The sequence below is a fragment of the Sphingomonas oligophenolica genome, assembly GCF_039522915.1.
Classification (GTDB): Bacteria; Pseudomonadota; Alphaproteobacteria; order Sphingomonadales; family Sphingomonadaceae; genus Sphingomonas; species Sphingomonas oligophenolica.
Genome location: NZ_BAAAEH010000008.1, coordinates 71660 through 85395 on the forward strand (window position 1 = coordinate 71660; position 13736 = coordinate 85395).

At 66.3% G+C, this 13736-nt stretch carries 12 protein-coding genes; 4 read left to right on the forward strand and 8 right to left on the reverse strand.

What is annotated here, in order from left to right; translation table 11 throughout:
- Window positions 1-21: 21 nt before the first annotated feature.
- The 5 genes from arsA to ABD050_RS05995 all read right to left on the reverse strand — a co-directional run bounded on the left by arsA (window position 22) and on the right by ABD050_RS05995 (window position 7326).
- Window positions 22-1851: an arsenical pump-driving ATPase gene (arsA, locus tag ABD050_RS05975; RefSeq protein WP_343888321.1), complete on the reverse strand. Its 1830-nt coding sequence runs from the start codon at window positions 1849-1851 to the stop codon at window positions 22-24.
- A 289-nt stretch (window positions 1852-2140) separates the two neighbouring features.
- Window positions 2141-3079 (reverse strand): hypothetical protein, encoded by a 939-nt coding sequence (locus ABD050_RS05980; RefSeq protein WP_343888322.1) that lies wholly within the window; start codon window positions 3077-3079, stop codon window positions 2141-2143.
- A gap of 12 nt (window positions 3080-3091) precedes the next feature.
- Window positions 3092-4546 carry an MBL fold metallo-hydrolase gene (locus ABD050_RS05985; RefSeq protein ID WP_343888323.1) on the reverse strand — a complete coding sequence of 485 codons (1455 nt, stop codon included), beginning with the start codon at window positions 4544-4546 and terminating at the stop codon, window positions 3092-3094.
- A complete protein-coding gene (locus ABD050_RS05990; RefSeq protein WP_343888324.1) occupies window positions 4539-6431 on the reverse strand; it encodes a gluzincin family metallopeptidase in 1893 nt (630 codons plus the stop codon). The genes ABD050_RS05985 and ABD050_RS05990 overlap by 8 nt, the downstream gene beginning before the upstream one ends.
- A 274-nt stretch (window positions 6432-6705) precedes the next feature.
- Complete coding sequence (locus tag ABD050_RS05995) at window positions 6706-7326, reverse strand: TetR/AcrR family transcriptional regulator (RefSeq protein WP_343888325.1); 621 nt, start codon at window positions 7324-7326, stop codon at window positions 6706-6708.
- A 119-nt stretch (window positions 7327-7445) separates the two neighbouring features.
- Between ABD050_RS05995 and ABD050_RS06000 the strand changes: the two genes are divergently transcribed.
- From ABD050_RS06000 to ABD050_RS06015, 4 genes are all read left to right on the forward strand, one after another.
- A complete protein-coding gene (locus ABD050_RS06000; protein WP_343888326.1) occupies window positions 7446-8480 on the forward strand; it encodes an aldo/keto reductase in 1035 nt (344 codons plus the stop codon).
- Window positions 8481-8524: 44 nt separating this feature from the next.
- Window positions 8525-9280: an SDR family NAD(P)-dependent oxidoreductase gene (locus ABD050_RS06005; protein WP_343888327.1), complete on the forward strand. Its 756-nt coding sequence runs from the start codon at window positions 8525-8527 to the stop codon at window positions 9278-9280.
- A 98-nt stretch (window positions 9281-9378) separates the two neighbouring features.
- Complete coding sequence (locus tag ABD050_RS06010) at window positions 9379-9720, forward strand: hypothetical protein (RefSeq protein ID WP_343888328.1); 342 nt, start codon at window positions 9379-9381, stop codon at window positions 9718-9720.
- The gene (locus ABD050_RS06015; protein ID WP_343888329.1) at window positions 9710-10678 is read left to right on the forward strand and encodes a cupin-like domain-containing protein; all 969 of its coding nucleotides are present in this window, start codon (window positions 9710-9712) and stop codon (window positions 10676-10678) included. Before ABD050_RS06010 ends, ABD050_RS06015 begins: the two co-directional genes overlap by 11 nt.
- A gap of 7 nt (window positions 10679-10685) precedes the next feature.
- Here ABD050_RS06015 and nagA read toward each other — a convergent pair whose 3' ends face one another.
- Genes nagA through ABD050_RS06030 form a run of 3 tightly spaced genes read right to left on the reverse strand, consistent with a single transcriptional unit; the run spans window position 10686 to window position 13610 of the window.
- Entirely contained in the window at window positions 10686-11825 is a 1140-nt protein-coding gene (gene nagA, locus ABD050_RS06020; RefSeq protein ID WP_343888330.1) for an N-acetylglucosamine-6-phosphate deacetylase, read from the reverse strand.
- Window positions 11822-12829 carry an SIS domain-containing protein gene (locus ABD050_RS06025; RefSeq protein ID WP_343888383.1) on the reverse strand — a complete coding sequence of 336 codons (1008 nt, stop codon included), beginning with the start codon at window positions 12827-12829 and terminating at the stop codon, window positions 11822-11824. Before ABD050_RS06025 ends, nagA begins: the two co-directional genes overlap by 4 nt.
- 46 nt (window positions 12830-12875) lie before the next feature.
- The gene (locus ABD050_RS06030) at window positions 12876-13610 is read right to left on the reverse strand and encodes a GntR family transcriptional regulator (protein WP_343888332.1); all 735 of its coding nucleotides are present in this window, start codon (window positions 13608-13610) and stop codon (window positions 12876-12878) included.
- Between the last annotated feature and the right edge of the window lie 126 nt (window positions 13611-13736).

A 13736-nucleotide genomic window follows, 5' to 3' on the forward strand; every position in this document is an offset into this window, starting at 1 on the left:
CTTGGCGGATGATGCGCAAGACTAAATCGCCTTGGAGAGCGGCGGCGGCTGGTCGTTGCAAGTGGCGCGGTCACGCGCGAGCCGTTCGAGCGCGGCGACGCCGACCGGGGGAGTCGCCTGCCACGGCACGAAGAAGAGCCTCTTCGCCATCGCGCCGCGGACGCGATCGATCTGTTTCCGCTCGCCCGCGAGCCGCTGGCGCAGCAGCGCGTCGCCCGACCCGGCCGCCAGCAGGCTCTTGTTGATGATCCAGGCATAGGGCTCGATCTGTGCGCGCCGCAGATCGTCCTGCAGCGCACTTGCCTGCGATACCGGCGTGGTTTCGGCGAGGGTGACCAGGAGGATCCGCGTATAGTCGGGATCCTGGAGCCGCATCAGCGGTGTGGTGATGCGGCCGGGCGCGTGCAAAGCCGATTGGCGCGTCATCTGCCGGTGATAGGCGCCGGTGGCGTCCATGAGCAGCAGACTGTGTCCGGTGGGTGCCGTGTCCAGCACGACGAAGGCGCTGCGCGCTTCGGCGACAATGTGCGAAAAGGCGTGGAAGACGGCGACTTCCTCCGTGCAGGGCGAGGCCAGGTCCTCGCGCAGCAGGGCTTGCCCTTGAGCATCGAGCGAGCTGCCGCGCTGCTCCATGACCTTGGCGATGTAGCGCTCGGTTTCCACTTTGGGGTCGATGCGGTCTACAAGGAGGCCCGGGACATTCCCGGCCAGCGTCATCTCCAGGTGAGCGGCGGGATCGGTGGTGCTGAGATGGACGCCATGGCCGCGCTCGACCAGCCCGAGCGCGATCGCGGTGGCGATGGTGGTCTTGCCCACCCCGCCTTTCCCCATGACCATGATCAGCCCCTTGCCGTCCGCCGCGAGCAGGTCGACCAGTCGATCGAGGCCGGGCAGGTCGCCGACCCATGGCGCAGCGATAGCGGATCCGGCATGGGGCGCCGCGAAGGGGCCAGGTCGCAGCAGCGCACGCAGCGCATCCAGCCCCATCATCTCGAAGGGCCGTAGCGGGATGTCGTCGCGCGGAAGCGCTCGAGGCACGGCCGGCATCTCGGCCAGCGCTTGCTGCCCCTGGGTCTCCAGTGACTCGGCTGTCGCATCTGACGGGTCGCTGGCATGGAACACGCCGTTCACGACCAGGTGCTGATTGCCGAGTCCAAGCGCGCGCAATTCGTCCGAGGTCCGGCCCGCTTCGGCGATCGCCCCACGTTCCGGCCGGGTCACGAGGATGACGGTGGTGGTCGACGGATCGCGTAGCGCCCGCATTGCCGTTCTGAACCGCTCTTCCTGCGTCTTGAGCCCTGAATGCGGCCCCAGGCATGAGGCACCCTGGTCATTGTCCGCCAGGAAGCCGCTCCAGGCTTTGGGCAGGCTGAGCAGCCGCAGCGTATGCCCCGTCGGCGCCGTATCGAAGACGATGTGATCATAGGCGCCGTCTTCATCGGCGAGCCGTCCGACGAATTCATCGAACGCGGCGATCTCGGTGGTACACGCCCCGGAAAGCTGTTCGCGAACAGTGTCGAGTTCCTGCGCGCTTGCCTCGGCGCCCATCTGCTCCAGTACCCGCGCGCGATAGGCTTCGGCTGCCGCCGTCGGATCGATATTCAGGACGTCCAGACGGGCAGCCTGTGGCACCGCGACCGGGTGATTCGTCAGCGGCACATCCAGTATCTCGTCGAGATTGGAGGCCGGGTCGGTGCTGACCAGCAGGACCGACTTGCCGCGGTCGGCAAGCGATAGGGCCGCCGCGCACGCGACTGACGTCTTCCCCACCCCTCCCTTGCCCGTGAAGAACAGGAAGCGGGTGGGCCGGGCCATGAATCGTGGTGGATCGACCGGGAGGGTATCGTTCATCGTCTGGCCCAATCTTCCGTCGCGTCAAGAATGGCGATTCCCCGCCCACTGCAATGTGATTGCGGAGCGGCGGAATGGCCCGAAAAGCGCCGAGCCATTCGCTATTCGATCGCCTACAACCGCGCCGCCACGCCCGGGATACGTAGTCTCACGGTGCCCTGAGAAGGCGCGGCGGCGCATCGCGGCCGGGCGCCGCGCACATCACGGACGGCGGCGACGGCAAAGAGTCGTCGGTGTCCGCGATGCCCCGCGACTGAATGCGGGAACCCGGGGCTGTGACGAGAAGCCCCTACAACGCCATTGGCTGAGTCGATGCGCCGCTGGGCAGATCGAGATATTTGCTGCCCTCCAGGACTTTGCCGGCAGCATCCTTCGCGCTCAGCTGGAGGCGGTGAGTGCCCGGCGCGACCGGCGGTAGCGTGAAGCTCAGCGACTGGCTCGAAAAGGGCTGCGCATCGTCGAGTATCACCTGCACCGGCGCCACCGCACCCGTCACGGTGATGGTGGCATAGGCTTTCTTGGCGTCGTTCAGGTTTTTGTCGACCTCGTCCTTGATCGCTTGCTTGAGGCTGTCCATGCCCGTCGCACCGGTCGCCTGCAATGACGCTATTGACTTCTGGAATTCTTGCCGAAATTGCTCCAGCTCGCCCTGCGCGAGCGTATCGATCGCGGCGACCAGGGTTTGGGCTAGCGTCATGATAGCGGTCTTCGCCGCTTCCTCGCTCGTGGCGCCCGTCAGCTTGTCGCGAAGCGCCTTGATCATGTCGAATTCGAACTGGGTCCACAGGTCGCGAATGGCCATGATCACCTGAAGCTGCCTGAAATAGGCCTGGGTCCCCGCGGTCGCGGTTTCCCAGAAGCTCATCGCGCTCATCAACACATAGCAGACAAGGGATACGCTAAGCAGATGGTCGCCCGCGTTCGGCCACCATGGCAGTTTGATGCCGGACAAGCGGATGCTTGAGCTCAGCGCTGTCGCCATCAAGGCGATAATGCCGAGATAAATCAGCGTGCTGCGGACGCCGGTGACCTTGCCGCGGGCGTAGCGCTGGAAGTTGTAATAGGCCAGACGCTGGTCGCGAAACGCCAGCAGGGCGTCGGTCAGCGACGGCACGAACGTCGCGAAGTCGGCTTCGGCCAGGGTCTTCCAGTCGAGCGCGATCGGCTCGAACGTCGATCCGCGCGCCCGTCTTCCGCGCAGGCTGGCAAGCAAGTCAGGCAGTGCCATGAAAATCCCCCTTCACGTGATGATCAGCTTCAGGGACGGCCCGTCACTCCGTTCGATGCTCGCGAGGACCCCGCCCGGGGCGATCGGAATCGGCTTGTTCCTGTCGCGGATCCAGGCGGCATCGGACTGGATCAGCCGCCCCTTGGTGCGGCGCTCGAGTTCGGCATTGAGCTTGCTCGCCGGAATATCGCCCCATCCGACCTTCTTGGCCATTGCCTGATCGGTCGGGTTGAACGCGATCTCGAGCGCGTTCATCCGCTCGAGCCCTTCCTTCAAGGTCGCGTTGCGGCTGCCATGGTGCCCGACCTTGTAGAAGACGGTGCGGGCGAGCAGATCGGCGCCGGTGGTTCCCGGTCTTCCCGGTACTGCCTTGAATTCGACCTTGGCCCAGCTCTGCCAATTGCCGACCTGCGCATCCGCGGCGAACAGGAGGACATGGCCGGTTGCGACGATCTCCAGGGCGAGCACGAGGCTGGTGTTGTTGGTCTTGGCATCGAGTTGAAGCGCTAGATCGGTCGCGCCGACCAGCCAGTCATGCTCGATCATCCTGTCCGGTTCATTGCTGTAATGCTCGCGCAGGAAGGCGACTTCGTCCTTCGCCTTGGACAAGGACATCCCTTCCGACCCGTCGAACGGGCTTGCCTCGTCCTCGTCGATCGTGAGGCTTCCCGCGTTGACCGCCAGGGCGTTCGCCAGCGCGCCGAGCACCGGCGATTGCCCCGACGCTGCACTGAACGTATCGGCGACGCTGTCCAGCAACCCGAGCAATTTGGTGTCGCGCGGCGGCGCCAGGACATAGCAGCGGACCGCGTCGACTCCCGGAATCGTCAGGACATCGCCGGGATGGAGATAGCGCGGCGGTTTGGGGGCCGCCAGGGACGCCGCCGCGTCGCGCGCCGTGCGGGTAACCTCTCCCTTGAGCGCGAAGTCGCCGCTCGTCGGCCCATTGTCGTCAACGGGCTGCCGGTAGAAGCCGAGCAGCGCGTCCCACGCCCTGCTCAGGGGGCGAAGCGAGTCGACCGCGGCGATCCGCTTCTCGCTCGCATCGAGGGCGGCAAAGGCCTGGCCCTTATATTTGTCGAGCTGGCCGCCGAGCGGGCAGGCGGCGTCCTCGGTCCAGGCGAGCCAGACCTCCCCGACCGGCGGCGCGCCGGCGGCGATCACGCCGCGCGTCGGATGAAAACCCGAATTATGGTCCCAATGCTCGTGCGTGAGGGCAACGACCGCGATCTCCTTGTCGCCGAGTTCCCTGCGGAGCGCCTCCTTCACGATCCGCATCCGGTCGCTGCCACCCTTTGTCGAGCCGTGCAGGCCGCAATCGATCAGCATCCAGACTCGCCCGCCCGCCGTCGCGGGAAGGCCGAGAAGATGGCAGTCGCCGAGCCCATGGCAGAACAGGTTGAGCAGGACGCCCCCGTCCGCCGCCGCCTCCGCCCCCGCCTCCGCTGCGTGGCGTTCGTCAGTCATGGGCCATTTCCTCGCGCCGATGGAGCATTGCGAACGGCTCCATTTTCGAAAGCTGCGGGTCAGCGAGATAGAGAGCGGAAAGGCCGCTACCGGCCGGGTTGGAGCGGAACGCGCGCTCCCGCCTGAGGCGCTCCTTGTCGAGCATGCTGCGGGTGATGGCGTAGAGAATCTCGGCCTTGTTGCCGGCCCCGCGCGGATTGATGATCAGCGTCACCCCGCCCCGGAACCAGAAGCGTTGGGCTTTCGGCCGGCCGGGGTCGATCGGCATCGGCCGGCGCTGGTTGAGCACGATCACGATCTCCTCGCGCGACTGGCTGTTCGGGCGCAGCCTTTGCGCCGCGCGCACGCTGCTCACTTCGAAATTGGTTGCGTTCGGATAATCCTTGTTGCGCTCCACCCAGGATTCGTCGGGCGAGAAGTCGTCATTATATTTCGGCAGCTTGAGCTTCAGGCCGAGCTCGGCGGCGATATCGGGCTCGCGCGAGATGCGGTCCTTGAGCAGCTTCTGGACGACATCGCGCCGCTCCTCGCCCTTCTCGAATATCTCTTTCCGGGTGAAGCTTGTCCGCCAGTCGATGTGCAGCGCGTCGACGACATCCTGCACCCACTGCGCCGAGGCGCGCAGCTTGGATCCGCGCGGCGAGCGCCAGCGCAGCGTCTCGATCGAAACCGTGCGCAGGTTGCGCGGCAGCAATCCCAGGTGCCGGAAGCTTTCGAGAAACGCCATTCGATACGCGAACCGGTCCTCATCGACCTGTTCCAGATCGGAGGTGATCAGCGCGCGCAGATAGCTGCCGAAGGTGATGTCGACCGAGGGGCAATAATCGATCGCGCGGATGCACATGCGCAGGACATGCCGCGCGGCGCGACAGGTCTCGTCAGTCAGCCGCTCGACAAGGTCGGGATGAAGCGCGCCGGGTCGCAATATCCCCGATCCGCCCGTCGCCAGCCTGATCAGGTCGCCGGTGCGGCGCTCGACGATCAGCAGAAAGGCGTCATAGACTGCCTTGACCAGCAGCGCGCCGCGGTCATGGACGTCGAACGTCGTCGCATAGCTTAGGTCGGGCGGGAAATTGACATAGTCCCGAAGCGGCCCGCCGCGGCTGGCGCCTTCGCCGAATTGCCGCGCCAGCCCGGACAGCAGGCCCGCCGCGCCCGTCGTGCCCCGCGCGGCCGCGATCTCGCGCAGGACCAGGTCGCGATAGCCGAAATGCTGGAACAGCGCGACGATGTCGGCAAACCCCTCGTGAAAGGCCAGGACATCGGGGTTGGACGATTCCCGAAACCCCCGGGCCGCGCCGTCGAGCAGGGCATGGGTCATTTCGTGCGCGATGATGTCGCCCGACAGGCAGGCAAAGACCATGGTGCCGCCCGGAGTCGCGGCACTCTCTTCAGCCTCGCTCGGGAAGTAGCCGAACAGGATCGCCCGCCGGTCGGGGCTGTAATAGGCGTTGGCCGCGCGCGTCGCATGCGGATAGAGGCGGAGGCGCCGGATGAATTCGTTCGGCCTGCCGTCATGGATTGTCGGCACGGTCGGTGCCCAGAGCGCCTTGCGGCCGAGCGCCTCCTCGAACACCGCGATGGTGCGCATCGCCACCGCATAGACCATCTGCTGGTGGAAGCCTGGATTGCCCTCGGACGGATCAAGCCCGTCCTGGGCCAGCAAATAGGGGTGGTTCAGGTCGACCGGCAGATAATAGCGGTTCGAGGCCGGATCGACGTCAACGACCTCGAGATATTCGCCGACCGGTCCCTTGCCGAGCTCTTCGAACGGCACGCTGACCGTCGCGATCCTCGAATCATAGGTCCGGAGCGAGCTGCCGAGACTGGGATCGAGCGCGAAAATGCGCAGGCGGCGGCTCGACGGACAAGGGATGCGAGGCATTGACTGCTACCCCTTCTTTATCGTCGGCTTTCCCGAAGAAAAGGTGATGAGGCTTGTGACAGCATAGCTCATGTCTTTTCGCGATCAAAACGGATCGCACCACTTTGGTGATACTTGCAGAAAGGGATAACAAGGCGGCGGTATCGAATTCCCCCTTCGCAATTCTGTTGCGGCGTTGGCGCTTCGCCAGGCGCACGCTTTCGAGTTATTTCAATTGACCATCGCACGTCGGTCCTTGGACGTAGGTCGGACACTCGATTTCAGGCGTTTCCAGTCAGGAACGAGCGTTCGCTGATTCATTGGCGCCATAGCGCAGCCCATCGACAAGCACGGCGACCATGCGACGCGCATGATCGGGCCTGTCGTCATGGGCTGACATGCACAAGCTCGCGACCGCGCCAAGAATCTCGTCGGCATCGATATCGGCGCGAACCTCGCCGGCCGCGGTCGCGGCCTCGAACAGCGTCCGAAAGGCAGGCCGAAGCCGCTGCTCGAAGCGGGCGGGCAGGGCCTCGAACGCCGGATCCCCCGAGTGCAGCGCCTTGGCAAGTCCGCGCTTGGTCCCGACGAACGCCGCATAGCGCTGCAGCCACATCGCAAGCGCTTCGAACGGTGGATATTCGGCCGCAATCACCGGCGCCGCGTCAGCGCAGGCATCCATCTCGCGGCGGAAGACGGCGGCGATCAGATCGGCGCGCGTCGCAAAGCGACGGTACAGGGTGCCGACGCCGACGCCGGCCCGGTCGGCGATCTCGCGCACCGGCGCGTCCACCCCGGAGGTGGCGAACAACGCCATCGCCGCCTGGAGCAACGCGTCGATGCTGCGCTGCGCGTCGGCGCGCAACCGCCGCTCTCCGCCGGCTCGAGCCCCATCCTGTTCCGGCACGTCACCCACAAAAACTCACTTGCTAAACGGAACCTTGTTCCGTATATAGACGGAACAAGGTTCCGGTTGATCGCTCTATCGCATCCCGGCGACGCCCGCAACCGGCCGCACCCGCCAGGAGAACCCTCATGCACTATCGCCCGCTCGGCCGAACCGGCATCAAGGTCAGCCCCTATTGCCTCGGCGCGATGATGTTCGGCGGGATCGGCAACCCCGATCATGACGCGTGCGTCCGCATCATCCACAAGGCGCTCGATTCAGGCATCAACGTCATCGACACCGCTGATCGCTACAGCGCCGGCGAATCCGAGGAGATCGTCGGCAAGGCGCTCAAAGGACGGCGTGATCGCGTCGTCCTCGCGACCAAGGTGCACGGGCCCATGGGCGACGATCCGAACATGCAGGGCAACTCGCGGCGCTGGATCACCCGCGCGGTCGAGGATTCGCTGCGCCGCCTCCAGACCGATCATATCGATCTCTATCAGGTCCACCGCCCGGCGCCCGACACCGATATCGAGGAAACCTTGTCGGTGCTCACTGACCTCATGCGCGAAGGCAAGGTGCGCGCGATCGGCGCGTCGACTTTCCCCGCCGCCGATATCGTCGAAGCGCAATGGGTCGCCGAGCGCCGCGGGCTTGCCCGCTTCCGCACCGAGCAGCCGCCTTATTCGATCCTCAACCGGTCGATCGAGCGCGAGGTGCTGCCGGCCTGCCAGCGATATGGCATGGGCGTGATGGCGTGGAGCCCGCTGGCGAAAGGCATGCTCACCGGCAAATACCGCAGGGGCGAGAAGACCCCCGACACGATTCGGTCGCGACATTTTCCGAAGGCGATGTCGGATGAGGGCAGCCTCGACGCCGTCGAGCGGCTCATCCCGCTGGCGGAGGGTGCCGGCATCTCGCTGATCCACATGGCGCTGGCCTTTGTCGTGGCGCATCCCGCGCTCACCGCGGCGATCATCGGCCCGCGCACCATGGAGCAGCTCGACGGCCTGCTGGGCGCCGCCGGGGTCGCGCTGAGCGACGAGCTGCTCGACCGGATCGACGAAATCGTGCCGCCGGGCGTTGATGTGGCGCCGCTCGAGGGCGCTGCCTATTCGCCACCGCCGATCACCCAGCCGTCGCTGCGCCGCCGCCCGATAGCCGAGCGCAAGGCGGCCTGACGGCGCGTAACACTGACCCCAATGCACGATTGAAGGACCGTATCATGAACGACATGCGCATCGCCCTCGTCACCGGGGCCAATCAGGGCGTCGGCTTCCAGGTCGCGAAGGAGCTCGTCGCGAACGGCGTCACCGTCTTCGTCGGGTCGCGTAACCGGGAACGCGGCGCGGCGGCGGCCGGCGAGATCGGGCCGGGCGCCATCGCGCTCCAGCTCGACGTCACGGATTCCGCGTCGATCGCCGCGGCGGCGGCGCGCATCGAGGCCGAATGCGGCCGCCTCGACCTGCTCGTGAACAATGCGGCGATTTCGAACACCCGCAAGGGCGACCTGTCCCTCGAGGAATATGGCAAGATATCCCGGCCGAGCAACGTGCCCCTCGATGAAGTGCGCGCCATATGGGAGACCAATGTGTTCGGCGTTCTCGCCGTCTACCAGGCGATGCTGCCGCTGCTGCGCGCATCGTCCGACGCCCGTATCGTCAACGTGTCGAGCGCCGTCGGCTCGCTGAGCCTGAACGGTGATCCGGCCTATCCCTATCATCCGAATTTCGGCCCGGGCTATCCGGCGTCCAAGGCGGCGCTCAACGCCATGACGCTCGCGATGATGGTCGAGCTCGAATCGACCGGGATCAAGATCAACCTCGTTTCCCCGGGCTTCACCCGCACGAATCTCAACGGTTATGAGGGCACCGCCTCGATCGAGGACGGCTCCCGCGAGGTGGTGCGCGTGGCGATGCTCGGCCCGGACGGCCCGACCGGCAGCTTCACCCGCTGGGAAGGCGCAACGATTCCGTGGTGATCGGCGTTGGGCCGATTCAACCGTAGCGGCGATTGTGGAACGGGGCGGCCGGACGGGCGCCGTGCCGGCTCCGTCCCGCTCTTTCTCAACGTCGAAACATGCCCCTTGGAAAAACAGGCTGGCTGATAGCTGGCTGTTACCTGGCTGTTACCTGGCTGATGCTGGCTGTTCCGGCGCAAAAGCTGGCTGTTATGCTGGCTGATAGCTGGCTGTTATCCGATAACAGCCAGCCCGGCTGCAAGCGCTTGAAATTAATCCGAAATTCCCGCCCGGAAATCCATCATAACAGCCAGCAAAAAAATAGTTTCGAAATAACAGCCAGGAACAGCCAGCGCATCGCGGTTTGTGCTGGCCGGACTGGCCCCCGAGGCGGCCGCCGCGCCCGCGCTGCTGTTGCCGCTCTGCCGGGTTTGCGTGCATATCGGCGGCATGGAAGTTGAAGAAATCGCTGCCGATGCCGCCCCCGATCTGCGGGTGTGCACCGAGCCGATGGTGCTGCGTGGACTCGCTACCGACTGGCCTGCGGTGCAGGCGGACGACCCCGCCACCTATCTGGCGCGCTTCGATCATGGCTCGGCGATCGGCATTGCGATCGCACCGCCGGCGGAAAAGGGGCGGCTCGCTTATACGCCCGGTCTGACAGAGCTGAACTTTACCCGCGAAACCGGCTCGCTCGCATCGCTGTTCGAACGGCTGCGGGCGGTTCGCGACGATCCCCAGCCGCCGGCGATCGCGGCGCAGGCGGTGATCGTGGACGAAGCGCTGCCGGGCTTCAGCGCGGAAAACCGGCTCGGTCTCGTGCCGGCGGATGTTGCGCCGCGGATCTGGATCGGCAACCGGGTGCGGGTCGCCACGCATCACGACATGTCGAGCAACATCGCGGTCGTCATGGCGGGCCGCCGCCGCTTCACCCTCTTCCCGCCCGAGCAGGTCGCCAATCTCTATATCGGCCCGTTCGAATTCACTCCGGCCGGCACCCCGGTCAGCCTGCTCGATCCCGACGAACCGGATCTCGATCGCTTCCCGCGCGCGGCCGAGGCGCTGGCCAATGCCCGTGTCGTGACGCTCGCGCCGGGCGACGCCTTGTTCATTCCGCATATGTGGTGGCACCATGTCCACTCGCTGGATCCGCTCAGCATCCTGGTCAATTACTGGTGGAACGAGGCGCCGCCGCCGCAGCCGGGGCTCGCGCCGATCGATGCGATGATCCACGCCCTGCTGACCTTTTCGGGGCTCCCCGAGAATCAGCGGGCCGCGTGGCGGGCGATGTTCGACGAGGTCGTGTTCGGGCCGCCGGTCGACCATATCCCCGCCGGGCGGCGCGGCATTCGCGGCGATCTGAGCGAGGCGAGCAAGGAGCGGCTTCGCCGCCAGATCGCCCAGATGATGGCGCGGTAGAAGCGGGTCAGCGCGCGTCCCGGGCCCGGCCGCCGATCCAGGTCTCGTGGACCACGAACGCCCGGTCGATCAGCACGAGATCGGCGCGCATGCCGGGCGCGATGATCCCGGTGCTGCCCTCGAGGCCGAGGAACGCCGCCGGCGTCGCTGACGCCATCGCCGCGGCATCGCGCAACGATACGCGGCCCTGCTCGATCATTCCTTTCAGCGCGCCCGCCATGGTCAGCGTCGATCCGGCAAGCACCCCGTCGGCGCCGTGGAGCGTGTCGCCGTCGCGCCAGATCTCGCGTCCCTGCAGCATGAAGCTCGGCGAATCGGTGCCGACGCTCGGCATCGCGTCAGTCACCAGCATCAGCCGGTGCGCGCCCTTGGCCCGCGCCGCGACCCGAAGCGTGGCGGGGTGGAGATGATGGCCGTCGGCGATGATCCCGGCGAAGGTCGAATCATCCTCGAGCGCGGCGCCGACCATGCCGGGCGCGCGATTGGCGAGCTGCGACATCGCGTTGAACAAATGCGTGAAGCCCGACAGGCCGCCCTCGATCGCCGCGCGCACCGTCTCATAGGGTGCGTCGGAATGGCCGGCCGCGACGATCACCCCCTTGCCGACGAGGTGCCTGATCTGCGCCGGCGTGGCACATTCCGGCGCCAGCGTGATGAGGGTCTTGCCGTGCCTTGCCGAGGTCAGCAGGTCGAGATATTCGTCCTTGAGCGGACGCAGCTTGCCCTCGCTGTGGATGCCGCGCCGCAGCGCGTTGAGGAACGGCCCCTCGATATGGATGCCGAGCACCCCCGGGATGCCGGCTTCGATCGCGGCGTCGACTGCCCTGATGCCGCGTTCGACGACGGCAAGATCGTCGCTGATCAGCGTCGGCAGCAGGCCGGTCGTGCCGTAGCGCGCATGGGTGGTGGCGATCGTCCTGATCGTCTCGACGCTCGGATCGTCGTTGAACAGCGCGCCGCCGCCGCCATTGACCTGGGTGTCGATGAAGCCGGGCAGCAACAGCCTGCCGCCGAGATCGACCACCATGGCATCTGCCGGGGGCTCGGAGGACAATGCGCGAATCTCGCCGTCGCCGATCACCACGCAGCAATCGTCGCGCAGCCCCGAGGGCAGCAGCACCCGGCCGTTGACGAGGGCGGTCCTCATACCGTCTCGGTCACCTTGGCGAGGTGCGGCGGGCGATCGGGATCGCGCCCGCGCGCGATCGCCAGCGCGTTGGCGAGGCGGTAGAAGCTCTGCACCAGCAGCAGCGGCTGCAGCGCCGGATGCGCCTTCAGGGCGGGGAGGCTGATGCCCGGTGCGTCCGGAAGGCCGGCGCTGATCACCAGCGCGCCACGCTCGGCGAACTCGGGGGCAAGCCCGGCGACGCTTTCCAGAGACTCGTCGTCCTGGCCAAGCAGCAGCACCGGGAAGCCCTTCTCGACGATCGCCATCGGCCCGTGGCGTACTTCGGCGGCACTGAAGGCTTCGGCATGGAAGCCGCAGGTTTCCTTGATCTTGAGCGCCATCTCCTGTGCGATGCCGAAGCCGGGGCCGCGGCCGACGACATAGAGATTGTTCGCCCCGCTCAGCACCGGCAGCGCGGCCGACCAGTCGAGCGCCCATGCCTGGTCGAGCAATGCCGGCAAGCCCGTGAGCGCCTCGAGCAGCGCCGCATCCTCGCTCCAGTCGGCGACGAGATGAAGCAGCGCCGCGACGCTGGCAATGAAGGACTTGGTTGCCGCCACGCTCAGCTCCCGGCCCGCGTCGAGCGGCAGGCAGGTGTCGGCGATCGCCGCCAGCGGCGAGTGCTCGTCATTGACCAGCGCGACCAGCCGCGCGCCGCCTTCTTTCGCCATGCCGGCCGCAGCGAGCAGATCGGGGCTCTTTCCCGATTGCGAGATCGCCAGCATCAACGTGCCGTCATAATCGGGTGCCGCATCATAGACCGAGGCGGCCGAGGGCGAGGCCGAGCTCGTCATCAGCCTGAGATGAGTCTCGACCAGATAGCGGGCGACGGTGGCGGCATGGTCCGAACTGCCCCGCGCGAGCGTCACCACCGCGCGCGGCGGCCTCTCGCGCAAGGCTGCCGCCAGCGCCGTCCGCGCCGCCTGCTGCCTCAGCGCCTGGCGCGCCACCACGGCGGGCGCCTCGGCTGCCTCGGCGAACATCAGCGTGTCTTCTGGGGAGAAAGGAAGAGGCAAGCAGGGCTCCAGCTCAGGCGGGGGGGACGTTGAGCTCGGCGACGAAATCATAGGCATCGCCGCGATACCATGATTTCGTGAACTCGACCGTGCGGCCATCCTGGGTATAGCCGCGCCGCTCGATCTCGAGCCCGGGCGCGTTGCGTTCGATCCGCAGCAGCTCGGACTGCTCGTCAGTGAACAGCACCGCGCGGAACCGCTGCAGCACGCGAACCGGCCGGTCGGTGCCGAGCGCGTCGTACAGCGACTCGGTCACTGCGTCGAGCGACGGCAGAGAGCTTGCCGGGACGGTGGCATATTCGAGCGCCATCGACACATTGTCGGCATAGCGGATTCGGGTGAAGCGATAGACCTGACTGCCGGGGCTGAGGCCCAGCGCCATTGCTTCCTCCGGCGCGACGGTGCCCTCGGTACGGGCGAGCCATTCGCTGCGCGGCACGCGCCCACGCGAGAGCATGTCCTCGGTGAAGGACGAGATGGTGGCGAAATTCTTCTCGACCCGCGCGGCGACGAAGGTCCCGGCGCCCTGCTTGCGGGTCAGCAGCCGGGCATCGACCAGCCCGTCGAGCGCCTTGCGGACGGTCACGCGCGAAACATTATAGGCGATCGCGAGATCGCGCTCGGCGGGCAGCGCCTCGGCCGGCGCTAGCACCTGCCGTTCGATCGCATTCCGCAGCACGCGCTGCAGCTGCTGGTACAGCGGCGCCGTATCGCCCTTGGTCAATGTGCCTACGCGTTCGACGAACATGGTGGAAAACCCCTGATGCGACATTCTTAAGCCAACAGATAATGCCATTTCAATACCAAAATGGGCATTTATTTTTCACTGGTATTGATTTTGGTATTGCAAAACCATGACCATTGCGCCTTTATG